This window comes from Bacillus ndiopicus, from assembly GCF_000612805.1.
Classification (GTDB): domain Bacteria; phylum Bacillota; class Bacilli; order Bacillales_A; family Planococcaceae; genus Metasolibacillus; species Metasolibacillus ndiopicus.
The window spans coordinates 172,833-191,222 of record NZ_HG964408.1 but is presented as its reverse complement, the minus strand read 5'-3'; the positions used below and the strand labels follow the sequence as shown (position 1 = coordinate 191,222).

12 protein-coding genes are annotated in these 18,390 nt (G+C 38.8%); 3 read left to right on the top strand and 9 right to left on the bottom strand.

The window, feature by feature from the left end; translation table 11 throughout:
• Positions 1-96 precede the first annotated feature (96 nt).
• The 4 genes from TY13_RS20455 to TY13_RS16080 form a co-directional block, all read right to left on the bottom strand.
• The gene (locus TY13_RS20455; protein ID WP_052344367.1) at positions 97-3,810 is read right to left on the bottom strand and encodes an InlB B-repeat-containing protein; all 3,714 of its coding nucleotides are present in this window, start codon (positions 3,808-3,810) and stop codon (positions 97-99) included.
• A gap of 188 nt (positions 3,811-3,998) precedes the next feature.
• The gene (locus TY13_RS16090; RefSeq protein WP_042478172.1) at positions 3,999-6,878 is read right to left on the bottom strand and encodes a leucine-rich repeat protein; all 2,880 of its coding nucleotides are present in this window, start codon (positions 6,876-6,878) and stop codon (positions 3,999-4,001) included.
• A gap of 126 nt (positions 6,879-7,004) precedes the next feature.
• The gene (locus TY13_RS16085; RefSeq protein ID WP_042478169.1) at positions 7,005-8,111 is read right to left on the bottom strand and encodes a response regulator; all 1,107 of its coding nucleotides are present in this window, start codon (positions 8,109-8,111) and stop codon (positions 7,005-7,007) included.
• 1 nt (position 8,112) lies between these two features.
• Positions 8,113-9,828, bottom strand: coding sequence for a sensor histidine kinase (locus TY13_RS16080; RefSeq protein ID WP_042478167.1), 1,716 nt, complete (start codon positions 9,826-9,828; stop codon positions 8,113-8,115).
• 186 nt (positions 9,829-10,014) lie between these two features.
• On the opposite strand from TY13_RS16080, the gene TY13_RS16075 reads away from it, so the two are divergent.
• Positions 10,015-11,406, top strand: a complete 1,392-nt coding sequence (locus tag TY13_RS16075) for an HD domain-containing protein (RefSeq protein WP_042478166.1) — start codon at positions 10,015-10,017, stop codon at positions 11,404-11,406.
• A gap of 63 nt (positions 11,407-11,469) precedes the next feature.
• On the opposite strand, the gene spoIIP is transcribed toward TY13_RS16075, so the two are convergent.
• Entirely contained in the window at positions 11,470-12,294 is an 825-nt protein-coding gene (gene spoIIP / locus TY13_RS16070; protein WP_052344366.1) for a stage II sporulation protein P, read from the bottom strand.
• Between the two features lie 53 nt (positions 12,295-12,347).
• Positions 12,348-13,367 (bottom strand): GPR endopeptidase, encoded by a 1,020-nt coding sequence (gene gpr, locus TY13_RS16065; protein WP_042478161.1) that lies wholly within the window; start codon positions 13,365-13,367, stop codon positions 12,348-12,350.
• A gap of 165 nt (positions 13,368-13,532) precedes the next feature.
• On the opposite strand from gpr, the gene rpsT reads away from it, so the two are divergent.
• Positions 13,533-13,781 (top strand): 30S ribosomal protein S20, encoded by a 249-nt coding sequence (gene rpsT, locus TY13_RS16060; protein ID WP_042478159.1) that lies wholly within the window; start codon positions 13,533-13,535, stop codon positions 13,779-13,781.
• Positions 13,782-14,025: 244 nt separating this feature from the next.
• Here rpsT and holA read toward each other — a convergent pair whose 3' ends face one another.
• A complete protein-coding gene (gene holA, locus TY13_RS16055) occupies positions 14,026-15,039 on the bottom strand; it encodes a DNA polymerase III subunit delta (protein WP_042478157.1) in 1,014 nt (337 codons plus the stop codon).
• A 201-nt stretch (positions 15,040-15,240) separates the two neighbouring features.
• On the opposite strand from holA, the gene TY13_RS20275 reads away from it, so the two are divergent.
• Positions 15,241-15,411, top strand: a complete 171-nt coding sequence (locus TY13_RS20275; protein ID WP_074432974.1) for a YqzM family protein — start codon at positions 15,241-15,243, stop codon at positions 15,409-15,411.
• Between the two features lie 93 nt (positions 15,412-15,504).
• Here the strand turns inward: TY13_RS20275 and TY13_RS16050 are convergent, their stop codons facing one another.
• Together TY13_RS16050 and TY13_RS16045 are read right to left on the bottom strand one after the other, a co-directional pair.
• Positions 15,505-17,823, bottom strand: a complete 2,319-nt coding sequence (locus tag TY13_RS16050; RefSeq protein ID WP_042478155.1) for a DNA internalization-related competence protein ComEC/Rec2 — start codon at positions 17,821-17,823, stop codon at positions 15,505-15,507.
• Entirely contained in the window at positions 17,792-18,367 is a 576-nt protein-coding gene (locus TY13_RS16045; protein WP_042478153.1) for a ComE operon protein 2, read from the bottom strand. Before TY13_RS16045 ends, TY13_RS16050 begins: the two co-directional genes overlap by 32 nt.
• Positions 18,368-18,390 lie beyond the last annotated feature (23 nt).

Here is an 18,390-nt window from a genome sequence, read left to right as displayed (position 1 = left end):
AAGTATTAAATACATGCTAGAATATCAAGCACTTCGATAGCGTGAAAATGCAAAAAGCTGCCGAGAAAGCTACTAAATGCTTCCCCGACAGTTTTTTTATTTTTCGATAATGTGCATTGCTCGATACATAAACGCTACAAATTGAGCGCGTGTCACAGGGTCATTTGGCTTAAAGTTGCCATTATCACCTAACGCGATTTCATTATCTGCTAGTATAACGATATAATCCTTTGCCCAATGTATGGCAGGTACATCTTGGAATGTACTAGTGCCATCCGATGTTAAATCGAATACTTGCACAAGTACCTTTGCCATATGCGCACGTGTCATTGGTGCCTCTGGTTTGAATTTGCCATCTACCCCATCAAAAACTCCTGCTTGATACATTTTCGCAATCGCATCGTAATAGCGGTGACTTGCTGAAACATCTGTAAAGTCCTGCATCTCGCGAGTTGCTGGCAAATCAAATGCTCGGGCAAATATCACAGCTACATGCTGACGTTGGATTGGGTCGTTTGGCTTGAATGTGCTATCTGGGTAGCCCTTAATCCAACAACGTCCTGCAATATCTTCAATCATGTCCTTTGCCCAGTGCGTAGCAATGTCGATAAATTGAATCGGACATGTAGACACTGGTGGTTTTTCGATTGGCGGCTCTACTTGTTCCACTTCATCCTCCGCGTTTTTCACCCATTTCGCATACAATGTCATACTTTCTTTCACAACATCTGTATCAAAATGCCATTCCTTTGTTAAGGCAATATCTATATACCAGCCTGCAAATGTATAGCCCTCTTTTGTTGGTGGGACTGGTTCAACAATTTTATCATTATAGTCTTTTGTCTGTGCCGTAATTGCTGTACCACCATTTGTTTGGAATTGAACTGTATACGTAATTGACGGGGTGCTACCTCCACCTCCACTAACTGGAGGTGTTACTATAGGTTTTGCTGTCCATTTTGCATATAATGTTATATTTTGCGTTACAACATCCGTTGTAAAATTCCATTGCTCTGTCAATTGCGCATCTTTATACCAACCAGCGAAAGTATAGCCTGTTCTTGTTGGTGTTGCAGGTTCTGTTGCTTTTTGTTGATACGCAACAGATTGACTTGCTATCACAGATCCGCCATTTGTAGCAAAGGCTAGTGTATGGTAGGCTACTTCCCATTTTGCATAGAGTGTGATATTGGCTACACCCATGTTAAATGTGTCACCAGCTTTATAATCCACGCCACTACCATCCCTGTTTGTATTCCATCCAGCAAAAATAAATCCTGCTTTCCTCAGTTGCCCTATATTATCAGCTATAATTACGCTAGCATCTGTAACATACTCATGTGCATCAGTTGGTACGTCCCCGCTCGTTGCACCATTCTTATCATAGATAATTGTATAGAGGGCAGTTTCATATGCGCCTAAATCAATACTTGCTCCTTGCACACGAGGATTGCGAGCAAGGTCTTTTAATTCACTGTTGAAGGCATTGTTGCCTTTATTAATCGCAGGAGAGCCTTCACGCAAACGCAAATCAACCTGTGCAAAATCTCGAAAAATCTCTGTTGCTTTAAAGACTTCCCCAGAAACCTGACCTATTGCATCATAGAATATAGCATCTTCAGCATCTCCGACAATGCTATAAGCCATTGTCGTTGAACCATCTATTGCTACCCCGTTATTTCCTACAATCAAGCTATTGCGAATGTCTGTAACACTAGCAGGATTGCTATAAATCGTTGCATATGTGTTATTTTGCGCACCATTATGAGTCATCGTCACATTGGTTAATATAGTTTTGCTATTTCCAGCATTAAATATGGCATTTCCCTCACCATTTAAAACCGTATTCTCTTGGAATAACCCATTGATTAGTACGGGATTACTGTCAATATTATTTAGACCGCCTCCATAATCAGTAGCTGTGTTGCTTTTGAACTGCACATTTATTAACGTAGGATGACTACTCTCGTTAGAAATGCCCCCTCCATCAAGGTTAGCGTTGTTTCCCTCAAACATTACATGAATCAACGTTGACTCACTAACATTAGTGTTAAATATGCCGCCTCCACTTTCATCAGCCATATTGTCTTTAAATTGCACGTTCTCTAACTTTAGATTACTTTCACGATTATAGATGCCGCCTCCATTAAGGTTCGTTACGTTGTCTTTAAACATTACATCGGTTAATGTCAACTCACTAGCATCAGTGTTAAACATACCTGCCCCATCTTCAACGGCCGTATTACCTTCGAATTGGACATTCTCTAACACTGGATTACTATTGCGGTTAAACATACCGCCCCCATCCTCGTCAGATACGTTATTTTTGAATTGGACATTATCTAACTCTGGACTACTACCCTCGTTATACATGCCGCCTCCATCGTTAGCAGCCTTATTGTTTTCAAATTGCACATTTATTAGCTTTGGGGAACCATAACCGCTATACATACCACCACCATTATCCCCCTCATTGCCTTTAAATTGCACATTTACTAATTTCGAATTGCCAAGATTACCGTTATACATACCGCCTCCATCCCTAATGGCTGTATTATTTTCAAAGAAGACTTCTGTTAAATCTAAATCACCACTACCAAAACTAATTAGACCACCGCCATTATAAGCTGTGTTGGCTTCGAACTGTATATTAATTAACGTTAAGCTATCACCTGCGGTAAGTATGCCACCTCCGTTTCCACTTGCCTGGTTATTTTTAAATTGGACGTTCATTAGTGTAAGATTAGAGTCTCCCTTATTAGCTATGCCTCCCCCACTATTCGAAGCTCTATTATCCTCAAATTGAACATTTTGTAATATTAGGTTGCCAGAATCCTCATTAAGCATACCGGCCCCATCATAACTAGCTCTATTATTTTTGAATCGAACATTGTTCAATGATGGGCTGCTGGCATCCAAATTAGCTATACCTCCCCCCCATAAAGACTCGTTGTCTTCGAACTGAACATTGTTTAATGTGGGGCTACTATTCGTCTCATTGAACATACCGCCCCCATAACGAGCATTAATGCCTCCTCCATTTAATTCTCCTACGCCGTCTCTAATGATGACGCTATCTAGTATAGCTGTTTCATTTAATAAGGCATTATGAAACACATGGTAGCTATTGTCAGTTTTATCATTCGCTACGCCAATATCTCCACTTAAAATCGTTGGATGATCTTCCAAATTGCGCTCATCTTTAATTTGTTCTGTCCCTGCAAATCCACCATAAATAGCTACATTATCTTTCATTTTAAAAGAAATTCCGCGATCTACACCTGCTGTTGGTTTATATATCCCTTCAGCAATCCAAATTTCTTCACCCCCTACAGTTGATGCTAAAGCACTCTGTAGATCTGTGAAGGCATTTGCCCAGCTCGATCCATCATTATTTCCACTTGCATCTGCATCCACATAAACAACCACAGTAGCTAGTGCTGCCAATGCCTTTGGGGATGGAGCGATACGAACCTGTCGCTTTTCCACCTCTTCTTGCCCCTCAATTCGTAGCCATATATAATGCGTTCCTACTTCCTCTAGTATCAGTGGTAAATTGCGATCAAATGGCTGCCATGATGCACCTAAATCCTGTGAAATTTGCACATTGGCACTGTCTGAAGTACTAACAGTAACATAAATAGTCACTGGATCTGTTGCAACTTCTTCTTCATAGTAAGGCTGCCCATTTGTTTGTAATTCCACTGTTAGTACAGAAGCCGCCTCCATTGGAAGGCTACCAAAAAAAGCCTGCGCCACTAATAGACAAACTAATAGCTTCAATACAGTTTGATGCAATGATTTTTTCATCCTCTTCCTCCTCATCCATTCGTTATCAATCACTTTCTTTATCCATGTGGAACAATATCCATTCCCCCTTTAGTTCAATCATCACTTCAAAAAGAAGATATCATATGCAAATGAAAGAAAAATGAAAGAATCGAATTACATAAAAACAGCTACTCAAGCAAAAAAATCGCTAGAGTAGCTATTTTAAATTATAAATGTAATGCTCGATACATAAACGCTACAAATTGAGCGCGTGTCACAGGGTCATTTGGCTTAAAGTTGCCATTATCACCTAACGCGACTTCATTATCTGCTAGTATAGCGATATAATCTTTTGCCCAATGTGTGGCAGGTACATCTTGGAATGTACTAGTGCCATCCGATGTTAAATCGAATGCTTCCACAAGTAATTTTGCCATATGCGCACGTGTCATTGGTGCCTCTGGTTTGAATTTGCCATCTACCCCATCAAAAACTCCCGCTTGATACATTTTCGCAATCGCATCGTAATAGCGGTGATTTGCTGAAACATCTGTAAAGTCCTGCATCTCACGAGTTGCTGGCAAATCAAATGCTCGGGCAAATATCACAGCTACATGCTGACGTTGAATTGGGTCGTTTGGCTTGAATGTGCTATCTGGGTAGCCCTTAATCCAACAACGTCCTGCAATATCTTCAATCATGTCCTTTGCCCAGTGCGTCACAATATCTGTAAATTGAGTTGTACATGCAGGTAATTCTTGTTCTGGCTCAGTTGTGTTATCCGGATTTTCTACTGGTATAGTCGTATCTTCTACATTTTCAATCCACTTTGCATACAATGTCATATTTCCTTGGACAGTATCTTTAGTAAAATCCCATTTCTTTGTTAAAGCGCTATCTGTATACCAGCCTACAAATGTATAGCCCTCTTTTGTTGGTGGGACTGGTTCAACAATTTTATCATTATAGTCTTTTGTCTGTGCCGTAATTGCTGTACCACCATTTGTTTGGAATTGAACTGTATACGTAATTGACGGGGTGCTACCTCCACCTCCACTAACTGGAGGTGTTACTATAGGTTTTGCTGTCCATTTTGCATATAATGTTATATTTTGCGTTACAACATCCGTTGTAAAATTCCACTGCTCTGTCAATTGCGCATCTTTATACCAACCAGCGAAAGTATAGCCTGTTCTTGTTGGCGTTGCAGGTTCTGTTGCTTTTTGTTGATACGCAACAGATTGACTTGCTACCAAAGATCCGCCATTTGTATTAAAGCCTACTGTATAAGTATTTAATAACCATTTGGCATAGAGCGTCATATTCGCTGTTACTTTATCATTTGCAAAATCCCACTTTGTGTTCAATCCTGCTTCCTTGTACCACCCCTCAAATGTATATCCTTCCTTCGTGGGCGGTGCAGGTAATGCAATTTTTCCGTTTTGTGCAATATTTTGTGAAACAATAGTGGAGCCCCCATCAGTCTCGAATGTAATACTATATTGAGGAACCCAGTTCGCATAAAGTGTCAATGGCTTTGTTACAATATCTGTCGCAAAATCCCATTTTTCGTTAAATACCATATCTTTATACCAAGCATCAAATATTAGATTTGTTTTGCTTGGTGCAACTGGCTCTGTTATTTTCCCTTTAGAAACTATATACAGCGGATTGATTGTTGTTCCTCCTTGTGAATCAAAGGAAACCTGAAATTCATATTTTGCATAAATTGTTAATGGTGGAGTAAACGAAGCTGTAGAATCCCATTGATTTATAAATTCTCTTTCTGTAAACATCCCACTGTATATTTCCCCTGCACCGCTTCTTCCTTGGTTTTGGAAAGGCTCCTGACCAATAGATGGATTACTATTAAATATCACTGTGTCCAAATTATTTTCTTGAAATGCCCAATGCCCTAAATTACTCAAAGAACTAGGGAAAATTATGTTTGTTAAATAATTATTACTAAATGCAGCTTGCCCTATTGTTTGAATAGTATTTGAAAAATCGACATTCGTTATCATATTTCTTGCAAATGCGGCCTGATCTATTATTTCCACACCTTCTGGAAGCGCTATGTTCGTTAGTTTATTATTATGAAAAGCATACGGTGCAATTTTTTTGAGATTTGGCGAGAAATTAACAGTTGTTAGTTGGTTCCCCATAAACACATTAGCCCCCAAAGTTGTGACACTCGGAGGAAGAGTAAGCTCCAATAACTGATTATTAAGAAACGCGTTTTCTCTTATCTCTTTCACAGTATTTGCTGACAAATCGATATTTGTTATACCATTTTTTAAAAACGCACCGTTCCCTATTATTTCAACACCTGCTGGAATCACCACGCTTGTTAGTTTATTTTCAGAAAAGGCTTCTACATCTATAGTGTTTATATTTGGGGAGAGATAGACAGTTGCTAATTGATTACTCTTAAATGCGTAACTTCCCACTGTTGTAACACTATCAGGAAGAGTTAGTGTTGTTAAATCGTTCCCGTAAAACGCATACTCCTTTATCGTTTCAACACTACTAGGAAGTTCAAGTTCCATTAATCCGCAGTTAGAAAAAGCACTTCCCCCTATCGTTGTCAGCGTGTCAGGCAATGTAATTGTTGTTAATTGAGGGTTATCCCTGAACGCACCTTCCCCTATGACTGTAACACCATGCGGAATCTTCACAGTCGTTAGCATATTATCATCAAAGGCATATATCCCAATCGCTGTTAGTTTAGTGGATAGCTGTACCGTTTCTAGCTGATTCTCTCGAAATGCATCTGAATCTAAAATTTCTACAGAGTCAGGAAGAATAATTGTTGTTAGTTCATTCTTAGCAAATGCCTCCATCTCAATCGCTTTAACTGTATTTGGCAATTCCACCTTCGTTAATCCCTTATTTAGAAATGCTTTTACTCCAATGCGTACAACAGGTTCTCCACCAAGTGTAGCTGGTATGACAATCTCTCCTGGTGGTCCTTGATAAGCTGTAATCACTACCTCCCCACCAATAATGTCATAATGAAAGCCATTTTCTTCTGCTGCATCAACAGGTGAACTGTTCCCATATAGCATAATTAATAGCATCGTGAGCAATAGCCCAAACTTTTTCATACAAATCCCCTCCTTCTTTTTCTAACCTACGAGGCTATAAAAAAGGCTACCATATGCCAATGAAAGAAAAATGAAAGAATTTAAAAACGCTAGTTACCCAAACCATGTTGAGTAACTAGCATGTCATCACTTATACTGTTGATACAACTGTTGCATTGCCATTGATGGTTGCAGATTAAACTCTCGCTGCATCATCTCTACATACTGATGGTAATGTTGGTGAAGAGCTTGCTTATCGCCCATCGCTCCGTAAATATTAAGCAAAAGCTGATTAGCTTCCTCATCAAACCCATCACGTTTTCCTATTTTCTTCGTTATCTCTAATGCCTTACTATAGTTTTCACAGCGCCAAAGCCACTGTGCAAGACGTTTAGCAAAAGTTGTGTAAAGTAAGCTCAAGCTTTCCTGTTCTAAAGCTGCCCATAAGAAGGATTGTTCCTCAAATAACTCACCCACCATCTGCTTTTCCAGTTCTAGTGCTGCCTGTTCATTATTTTTGTTAATTTGTGCAAGTAGGTCTAGCCCCTGCTCCAATTGCACAAAATCGATTTCCATGTGATCTAGCGCTAAGCGATATTTTTCCTGCGCTGTTATTAGCTGCTCTTTAAAGCCATGTTCACTTAACGCTTTTCGACATTGGTAAACAGCTGTATTCAAATAAGTTTCCGCGTTTTTCAAAGGCATTTCTGGAAACAATGCCTCTATTACTTTCATTTTCCCGACATTTTTCCCTCTATGTATGAGCAAAAAAGCAAATAGCTCCTTGCTCTTTTTTGATATCCACTTTACTTCTCCTTGCTGTGAGCTACTAACTTCAAAGCAGCCTAACGCTTGCACCTTTAAGCGATTTAGCATAGGTTCTTCAGAGGTACGATGACGTTTGTTGTAGGCTCTCGCAATCGTTTGACTCAGGCGGCTTTTTGACACAGGCTTTAGCATATAGTCCAGTGGGTAAACATCATATGCCTGCATCGCGTAATCCGCATGTGAGGTTGTAAAAACAATATCAAGGTCACTATTGTGTGAGCGCAACTTATGTGCTAGCTCTAAGCCATTGTCTTCAGCGATTTCAATATCTAAAAAGGCGATGTCAACTTCATGCTGGCGAAGGAAAGTCAATGCCTCATTCATTTGCTGAAAACTACCAACAAGCTCCACGCCCTCTATGCTAGCTAACATCCGTTTCATTGTTAGCAACATAATTGGTTCATCATCTACAATCAATACTCTCATTCTATTCCCCACCCCTTAGCGTAAAATAAAAGACACTGCCTTGCCCTACACTACTTTCTGCCCATATACTTTCGCCACTTAATTGAATAAACTGCTTGCTCACTAATAAGCCTAGACCGGCACCTTTTTCGCCAGCAGTGCCCACCGTCGAAGGTATTTGATGACCGTTGAATAGCTGTTCAAGCTGCTGTTGTTCCATGCCCAGCCCATTATCTCGAACAGATACGATAACCATTTCTCCAGATAATTGAGCATTGATATGAATCGTTCCACCAGCTTGTGTAAATTTAATTGCATTGGACAGTAAATTGCGAAGGACGAGCGATACTACTTCTCTATCCGCATACACATATGTATCTTTTACGATGTTATTCACTACATGTAAATTTTTCATCTCACAGTGTAGCGCAATTAATTGGCAACACTCTTCCACGACGTTTGCTAGCTGGAGCGTTTGTGGACGCAATGCGACATCGTCTCGCTGGCTGCGAAACCACTCTAGTAAATTATTGGACATATCAAGTGTATGTCGGATTTGTTCGCCAAGCTTTGTAATAATTTCTTGATGGTCTGTAGCAAAATGCGCACGATCTTCCTCTAGCAACTCGATTAATTGATATTGCATCGCTAATGGACTACGTATATCATGCGACACGACCGCAACAAGCTGGTCTTTCAGCTTGTTTAAATAAGCAATTTCCTCTGCTTGCTGCTGTTGTTCCGTTATATCTATAAGGAGTGACACACTACCTTGCCCTATTTGCAATGGATAAACATGAACGCGATATATTTTCCTGACCTTATGTACCCAAACTTCTATATCGACTACGCCTTGCTGCATTTCATGCGTTAATCGATACCATGCCGGCCACTGTGTAAGTAATTCTGAAGCCTTTTGATTATAAATATCGCTATAGCCCAAATCCTTAAAAAATTGAATTCCCTCTACGTTGCTCTCCATCACATCACTAGAAGCATTCATAATGATAATGCTTTCTGGGAAACGGTCAAAGACAATATGCTTTGTAATTGGCACAATGGCAAAAAATTTTGTTTTTAAAATAATAATCAAAATTAATAAACCCGTTACACTGCAAAAAGTAGACAATGTGCCTAGCTGTGTTGACCACTTTGGGTTAGCAAAGCGAATCATTTCCAGCACAAACGGCAAGGAAGTTAGCAATAGTACAAACATGCCTGGCTTGCGAAAGTCGCTGCGAATCGTCCGGACATAACTATAGAGGTGATAGAAGCAAATCGTTAAAATCGCATAACAAAAAATATTAAAGCTACTCGCATACAACGTTCTAACTGTTAGTAACTGACCATCTACTAATGTGCTTGTGTGATACACAATATGTAAATAAGGGTTCAACCATATTAGCAAGAGCCAAAAGATGAAAATGGAAAATAGCGCGATTTTCCACCCAGCTTTAGGCGTTTTTTGACGATTAATTAATAAATAGACAGCCATCACAAAGCAAGGAATCATTAACACAAGCGATGTTTGTTGGATATTACGGAAAAAAATCTTTTCAGCTAGCAAATAGCTGCTTTTTTCTAAAATCAAACTGCTAGCATATACGATTCTGCAAATAACAATGCTCATCATATATACAACGCCAGGTACTTTTCTAAAGCGATAAAGGGTGATAAAAATAGTCCCCATCATGATTAGAGATATGATTGTAAGTATAAGCTCTATGCTAAAAACCATGGTAGGACCTTCTTTCTTTTCATTGTACTCAAATAGTAACATAGACAAAACATGGAGATAAAGCTATATTCCACTGCATTTACATATAATAGCCTTGCTCTATTATAAAAAATAGAGAGTCTATTGACTTACTTATTAGAAGCATGATAAATATGAATTTAAAAATTAAATAAGAAGGTGAAAATTATGAAAGAAGTATTATTGAAAAAAGCCTCCTATATTCGCCAAGCAGAAATGGAAGAGCTGCAAAAGGCTATGGATTTTGCAGAGAAAGCCCATGCTGGACAGTACCGAATCAGTGGGGAGCCATATATTATTCACCCATTTGCTGTCACAGAAATATTGCTAGATTATAAAGCTGATATTACCACTTTAATTGCCGCATTACTGCATGATGTAGTAGAAGATACGCATCACACAAGCGAAGAAATAGAAAAGCTATTTGGCACAAAAGTAGCCAATATTGTCGATGGCCTAACAAAAGTTGATAAGAAAGACATTGCTGGGCAAGATGAATATAAAGCTGTCAATTTAAAAAAATTATTATTAGCTACACAAGTAGACGTACGGGTAGCCATTATCAAAGTGGTAGACCGCCTTCATAATATGAGGACTTTACAAGTAAAAACCGCGCAAAAGCAAGTTCCTTATGCAAGCGAAACATTGAAAATCTTTTCTCCCTTATGTAAAAAATTAAAATTATTCGATATCCAACACGAATTGGAGGATTTAAGTTTTTTATACCTCAAGCCTTCAAAATATGATCGGGTTATATTTACATTAAAGCAATACGAACAGCTTTTAGAAAGCTTGTCTCAAAATATTTTTCAAACACTAAAAACATCACTCGAGCCAAATATAAATTTAACCGTAAATTATGAAATGGAGCCTATGTATAGCGCATATTCAAACTTAAAGGATAGCGAGAATTTAGAAGCCATATCTAAATTCATCCTTACTACTTCTAATTCTTTAAATTGCTATAAAATACTAGGTCTTATCCATCAAATATATCAACCAATTTCTCATCAATTTGAAAATAACATGGCAATCGACAATGACTCATTAAACAAATATTTAAAAACTGTGATTACAATCAACCATCATCAAGTGGCCATATTTATTGAAACGGCAGAAAATCGTCTTAGAAGGAAAAAAGGCGTTTTTTACTTCCTTACAAACAATGCAACGGAGCAAAATGCCCAGCATATGATGAATACATTTATACAAACAAATCATCTGCTTACACAAGATGTTCTTGAATTTTATGATTTAATCACTTCAGAATTATTGCAAGACACAATAACTGTATTTACACCTAAATTAGACCCTATCCATATACCGCAGGGCTCAACTATTATTGACTTTGCATTCGCTCTTGACTCTACACTTGCTAAGTGTATGTTTAAAGCTAAAATTAACGGTATGGAAAAACCGCTCTCAACAAATGTTTCGAATTTAGATGTTGTAGAGCTTTTAGTTGCCGATAAGGAGAATACTGATTTGGATAATTGGCTTAATTTTGCTAATAGCTCTAAAGCTCAACTAGAAATTAACCGGGAGTTAAGGGATTATTGAATACTTAAAACCAAGGGGGACTTCATCCCCCTTGGCAAACCCTTCGTCGTATAGCCCCGCATGCTATATTTGTTCATTGGCATTGATTTTCGCAATTGCCTGTGCTAACACTGCCACTGTACGCAAAATTTCTTCTTCGGTATTATCTATGCCACCAAGCTCCACTAGTAGCATTTTATTAAATAAATCTTGATTATACACGCCATCTACGCCCGCACCTGACTTTTTCATCACGCCCCTTGAAATACCTGGTACAATATTATCCATCGCTGCATGAAGCGCCTCTGCATATGTTAAATTTCCCTTGTAGCCTGGATGATCTAAGCCGACAACAAATGCGACTTTAGCAAAGCTCATCTCAGGTGTTTCTAACGTTGTCGCCTTTCTACCAACCGCATCACGATGAAAATCGATAACTAAATCATATAAATTTGTTGCAAGCTCCTCCTGAATATATGGGCGTACAACCCGATATGCTTGAGGAAAATCCGCACCTTGCTGCTTCATTACATTCATCACATCAACATCTAACACCGTTCCTTGCAAATTATTCAGTTGAAAATGATTGAGCATTGCCTGTTGCATAGTAAAAATATTCGTTTGCTCATCATATACTGCCTGCATTCCTGTTTTATTTTCAACAGCAGGCTTATAGGCTTCATGAGAATGTGTGTAAACAAAAAGCACTTCTAAAGGTTTCGTTGTGGTATTTATGGGACGCGGATTTACATTTGTGGCAGCAGCATAAACAACCGCCTTTTCAGGTACAGGTGTAGATGTGGGTTCCTTTACAACTACTTGATTATTCGGAAAAGGAAGCTGTCCCATAATAATTGGTAGCAAAAATAAAGCAAAGAGCAGTATGATAAAGCGTTGCATAACTTTCATAGCTTGCATCCCCTCCTTCCACTACTCTATGGAGGGAGGGGAATGTTTAGAACTTATGAATCGGTTGTCGTTAAATGGAATAAACTGTTTGAAATTAATAATGCGTACTGCATAAGCCATATATCGACTTCTTTCGGTGTAACGATAAAGCGCTCCTGTGCATGGAACACTTCTTCAAATAACTTCCTTTTATCTTCAATAGACCATGTCGACCATTCACCGAAAATTGGCTTTACTAATGTTAAATCAGCATCTTTTGTATCAGATCGCCAGCCTGTTACAGAAAGCTTACCTGATGGTTTTTCACGCTCGCTAATACGCGATGCTATTGAACGAAATACTGTATCGACAGCATCTGCTATTAGCACCGTTGCTTCTACAACCGTTGGAATACCAATTGCTAACACAGGCACACCTAGTACTTCCTTAGATATTTCCGCGCGTTGATTGCCAACACCTGAGCCTGGATGAATACCTGTATCTGTTAGCTGAATTGTGCGACATAGACGTTTGCTGCTTCTTGTGGCAAGTGCATCAATAACAATGACCGCTGCTGGTTGAATTTTTTCTGCTAACGCCTTTACAAATTCACTCGTTTCAAAACCCGTTTGCCCTGTTACCCCTGGTGCATACATAACGAACTGTTCATTAGGATTCTCAGAAAATGCACTTTGTAGCTCATCAATTGCTATTGGTCCAATTGCATCTGGCGTAATTGTTTTATTACCGAGCCCAACAATAAGTATTTTATTTGGAGATTTGTAATTAATCTCGCTTAGTAGCATGGCAATATATTTTTGCAAAACTTGCTGCAATTGTGTAAAACCATCTGTATCGCTCGGGTAAAGTGTCGGAATAGACAAAGTAATATAGGTACCTTGCTTTTTGCCAATTTGCTGTTCCCCTTCTTTCGATACTGTTACTTTAGTAATTTCAACGCGCTGTTCTCGCAGCTCCTCCATCAAAATGCCACTTTTACGTGCCGTCTTTTCCTTTTGTTGCTGCGTTTCATACGTTAACACTTCGTCTGTTTCATCTACTAAATCTGTTCTACCCCAATGTACTTGTTCCATATTTTCACCTCATTTTTTAGTGTGGTCAAACTGTCAAGTAAATATTCTTTGCATTTATGTATTGCAATTACGGCTACTGTTTGGTAGAATGATTTTTGTTGTATTGACACATGAACTAAGTGAGAAGATACTCATCTCGTACCTAATATTTAGGAGGTGAAAGTTATGCCAAATATTAAATCTGCTATTAAACGCGTTAAAGTAAACGCAAAAGCAAACGAAGCAAACTCTCAAGCGAAATCTGCTATGCGTACTGCTGTGAAAAAAGCTGAACAAGCTTTAACTGCTGGTGCTGAAAACGCACAAGAATTAGTAGTTGCTGCTTCAAAAGCAGTGGATACAGCTGCTGGTAAAGGTCTTATCCACAAAAACGCGGCTGCTCGTACAAAATCACGTTTAGCTAAAAAAGCGTAAGTTATGAAACATTGGTCAGCATTCATTGCTGACCTTTTTTCGTTTTATGCTTGAAATATCACCTGCTGGGTGATTTGGCTATTTGAGCGATTTCTCTTATCTCAGTGGCTTCTTCTGCTATTCGAGCAATTCTCTATCCTAATTGAGCGATTTCTCTTGCTATTCGAGCGATTCTCCACCTTATTTGAGCGATTTTCTCTGCTATTCGAGCGATTCACAAATTTCTAACAAAAAAACCTCTTCCTTAAAGAAGAGGCTTCATTAAAAATAGCTCTAAAATTCGAGCTCGGTTGCTGCTCGTAGATTTTAATTGTAAATCGACGGTCGCTAATGCATTCAAGGCTTGTAATAATCGCTCCGCTGCTGGGCGGTTGCGCTGTTCAAGTATCATTTTCACACGATATGGATGTACTTTTAACTGTTTGGCAATTTGCTGCGGATGGTAGCCTTTCGTCAATAAATAGAACGCTTGGCTCATCGTGCGAATATTTGATGCTAGTAAACCGACAAGCATAATTGGTTCCTCTTTTTGACGCAATAAATCATGATAAATCGTTAATGCCTCCGCTTGTCGATTCCCTAAATAAGCGTTCAACATTTTAAAAGCATCGTGCTCCAATGTTTTTGCCACAAGCTCTTCGACTAGCTCTTCTGTTATTTCATGCTCTTGACCTAAATAAAGCACCATTTTTTCAAGCTCCATTTTTAACTGCAGCATATTTGCACCGACCATTTCCAAAAGCTTCGCTGTAGCACTGTCCCCGATTATTTTCCCAGAAGCTTCTACTTCAAGCTTAATCCAAACATATAAATCCTGTTCTTTCGGTGTTTCTGCCGAAATTAAAACAGAGCTTTCTTTCATTAGCTTTGTTACTTTTTTTCGCTCATCCAATTTTTCATACGGCGCTATAAAAACAGTTACCGCAGTATCAGTTGGGTAAGACAACCAAGTTTCCAAACGCTTTAAATCATGTTCTATTTTTTCTTTTCCTTTTTCTGTCGCCTTTAAAAATGAAGCATTTTTAGCAATAATAAGCTTTTTATCTGTAAAAAATGGTATTGTGTCTGCCTCATCTATTACAAAATCTACAGGCCGTTCAGCTAAGTCAAAAGGTATCAGCTCAACCTCTTCTTGCCCGCTTAAGGCCTCCTTCAAACGATTAACCGTTTCATCTATAAAATATGTTTCTTCGCCAACAATTAAATAGACAGGTGCAATATTGCCCTTCTTTATATCTTGCCAAATTTTTGTAATCATCGCGAAACTCCTCTTTTACTTCTTCCTTTCTAGTATAGCACTTATCTCAATTTAATGGATGTCACAGATTATCAAACAGCCGCTAAATGAATGTGTTTAAATTACGACAATTTAACATACACTATGCCGATGAAAATTGTATTGCATATAGATTTTTACAATAGCTTGACTTATAATTGAAAAAGAGTAGGAGGGATATATATGGCAGGACATAACGATCCAAATTACGTTACTGAAAACCCATTCGAAGGCCGCGGTCGCGCTTCTCAACGCAATGATGCTATTGACGCTGGTATTGGCTTCGCTGTACCTTTCGGAGTATTCACAATAATGTTCATCATCGCGATGATTGTAGAAGTAGCTACACGCTAATTCACAAAGCAAATGGTTGCCCAGAAAGCTGGCTAGTGTGCCGCTTTCTGGGCAACTTTTTACTGCTCTATTGAAATATTAAAAACATTGGTTTTAATTTTCTGGAAAATACATCGACATTGTGTCGTATGTGAGCTGGTTACCGTCCCATTGCACTGTCACCGTGCCTACTTCACCTGTTATTAAATAAGCAATATCATTGCTTTGTAAACGTGCAACTACTTCTGGATGTGGATGATTGTAACGATTGTTTTTCCCAGCCATAATAATTGCTAGTTGAGGATTGGTCACTTCAATAAATTCTTCAATGCTCGATGTTTTACTACCATGATGACCAAGTTTTAATATGCTAACATCGCGAATTTTATCACCAGCAATTTTCACTAGCGCCATTTCACCTTCATGCTCTAAATCTCCTGTCAATAATATTTTTAAAGCATCAAACTCCATCAATAGGACGAGTGAATCATTATTGCCCTCATAATCAACATCGTTTGGCCATAAGTAGCGGAAACTGGCTTTACCTACTTGCCAAGCATCGCCTGCTATTTGTTCTCGAATTAACAGTTTTTGCTTACCTGCCTCCTGTAAAAAATCAGTCATTACCACTTTTTCCAATGAGCTAGGTGATACATGTACTTCTTGTATTGCAATTTCGCGCAATATTTCCTCTGCCCCTTCAACATGGTCAGCATCAGCATGCGTTAAAATAAGCTTATCGACCTTTCCGATGCCTTTACCTTTTAAAAATGGCACAACGACTTGGCGACCAACTTCATACTCGTTGCTGCGCCGCTTCCACGCCTCCTGCTCAAATCGCAGCAAACCACCTGTATCTATAACATATACCGCCCTTCGATAAGGCAGCTCAATTACAACACAGTCACCCTGTCCTACATTAACAAAGGACACAAGCAGTTGTTTATTCGTATAAGGTAGCATTTGCGTAAAAAGAGCTGGTACTATAAGCAACAGCAAAGCAAACCTCCATTTCTGTAACTGAAAATAATACAAGGTTGCACAGGTGCTACAAAATAACATAAGAAAGATGATTATAGATGGCTTACCCGCAACCCACATTTGATACGGCATATTTTGCAAAAAAAGAATAAACTCCGTCAAAAACATACGGCATGGCTCATACATCCAAAATAACAGTGTGGCAAGAGGCTTACAAATATATGTCATCATAAGCAATAAAATATTAATAGGTAAAATAATAAAGGAGAATAATGGTACAAATAAAATATTAGCAACAAAGGAGGATAAGCTGATTTCATAAAAATGAAGCAATAATAACGGGTAGACGAGCACCTGGCATGCACATGTCATCATAAAAGTTTGCATAAGTAGCCCTTGCATCGATGCTAGCAATCTGGAGGATAAAATTAAACTTAACGTTGCTAAATAAGATAATTGAAAGCCGATTTGATAAAATGCACCTGGCTCCCAAAGAACAAAAACAATAAAGCATATAGAGAGTGCATCTAAAGCACCCAGTCGCCATTTTAAATAACGTGCTAGCATAACGACTTCTACAACAAGGACTGCCCTCCAAACGGATGGTGCTCCACCTGCTATTAGTGCATATGCAGGTAATATAATTATTAACAATAAAGTCGCTAGTTCCTTGCGTATACGTAAACGTAACAAAGCTTCAAAAAATAACATAGAAATAAGCGCAACATGCAAGCCTGAAATTGCGAATAGATGGGTAATGCCAAGCTTTTGATAAGCTCGATTCAAATCTACTTCTACCTGCTCCTGTGAGCCGATTAATAAAGCTTGTGTCTCTGCAATAAGTGATGGAGGAAAGCTTTTTTCAATATGTCGCAGCATTTGAAAGCGCTGTTGTGCTAAAAGGCTTGTTAAAGAATACTGCTTTTCAATAAAGTGCAGGGAGGAAATTTCCAAAACCCCACGCGCATGCTTGCTACGTAAGTAGTCAGCCATAGCAAAGCTATAAGCGTGTGCAGGCATTGAAGGTGTTACTAACACACCTTCTACTAGAAAGCGTTGTCCAGTTAAAGACTGTTCACTATAATCACGCTTTTCTTGCTCGCTAATAAAAGTATACTGCACATAGATTTTACGCCCCTTCTCGTCCCTCATAAAGCCGCGTAAGGATGCCCCGTCTATCTTATATTCGCTCGTCCAATTAAGCTCTATAGGCATTGTAATGGGCTCATAGAGCATAGTTATTTGCCATACTGTGTAGCAATAAACAACTCCACAAACAATCGTTAGTGCATTTAAATGAATGAACGGTAGCCGCTTATAATAACAAAAAGCTAATAGTACAGCTAGCCATAGAAAAAGCCATGGTGATTCAAATGCTGCACCTTCAGCAATGAGAACTACCATGGCATAATATAACCACTTATTTTTTAAGTAATTGACCAAAAAGTTCATTTATCTTCTCCTCTAAGGGACCTAATTCCTCTGGAGAAGCACCATAGCTACGTAATTTTTCAAGCATCTCTATAAGCAACTGCAATTTCTCATCCTGCAAAAAGTCAATTTTCGCTTCGTCGAACGGGATATGCTTCACATTGACATTCGCTTTTGCTAGCAGCTCCAATGCGTAAGGATTATTTTTATAATCCTTTGCGTAATAGACATTTTTTATACCGGCTTGAATAATCGTTTTCGTACAAGGCAGACATGGAAAATGAGTTACATATAAATCTGCACCATTCGCTGGCGTACCGTATTTAGCACATTGCAATAAGGCGTTTGTTTCTGCGTGTACTGTGCGCACACAATGATTATCAACAACATAACAGCCTTTCTCAATACAATGCTCATCTCCTGAAATGGAGCCGTTATAGCCGCCTGCAATAATGCGCTTTTCCCTTACGATTGTGGCGCCAACCGCAAGCCTCGTACATGTGCTTCTTAACGCTAATAAATGGCTTTGAGCCATGAAAAATTGATCCCACGTAATGCGCTCCATATGATAACCTCCAAAATTTCTTA

Coding starts and splice junctions, on each gene's coding strand:
- TY13_RS20455 (WP_052344367.1), bottom strand. CDS start 3,810: ATGAAAAAATCATTGCATCAAACTGTATTGAAGCTATTAGTTTGTCTA.
- spoIIP (WP_052344366.1), bottom strand. CDS start 12,294: ATGAAAGTTATGCAACGCTTTATCATACTGCTCTTTGCTTTATTTTTG.
- TY13_RS16050 (WP_042478155.1), bottom strand. CDS start 17,823: ATGAACTTTTTGGTCAATTACTTAAAAAATAAGTGGTTATATTATGCC.
- TY13_RS16045 (WP_042478153.1), bottom strand. CDS start 18,367: ATGGAGCGCATTACGTGGGATCAATTTTTCATGGCTCAAAGCCATTTA.
- TY13_RS16080 (WP_042478167.1), bottom strand. CDS start 9,828: ATGGTTTTTAGCATAGAGCTTATACTTACAATCATATCTCTAATCATG.
- holA (WP_042478157.1), bottom strand. CDS start 15,039: ATGATTACAAAAATTTGGCAAGATATAAAGAAGGGCAATATTGCACCT.
- rpsT (WP_042478159.1), top strand. CDS start 13,533: ATGCCAAATATTAAATCTGCTATTAAACGCGTTAAAGTAAACGCAAAA.
- TY13_RS16090 (WP_042478172.1), bottom strand. CDS start 6,878: ATGAAAAAGTTTGGGCTATTGCTCACGATGCTATTAATTATGCTATAT.
- TY13_RS16085 (WP_042478169.1), bottom strand. CDS start 8,111: ATGAGAGTATTGATTGTAGATGATGAACCAATTATGTTGCTAACAATG.
- gpr (WP_042478161.1), bottom strand. CDS start 13,367: ATGGAACAAGTACATTGGGGTAGAACAGATTTAGTAGATGAAACAGAC.
- TY13_RS20275 (WP_074432974.1), top strand. CDS start 15,241: ATGGCAGGACATAACGATCCAAATTACGTTACTGAAAACCCATTCGAA.
- TY13_RS16075 (WP_042478166.1), top strand. CDS start 10,015: ATGAAAGAAGTATTATTGAAAAAAGCCTCCTATATTCGCCAAGCAGAA.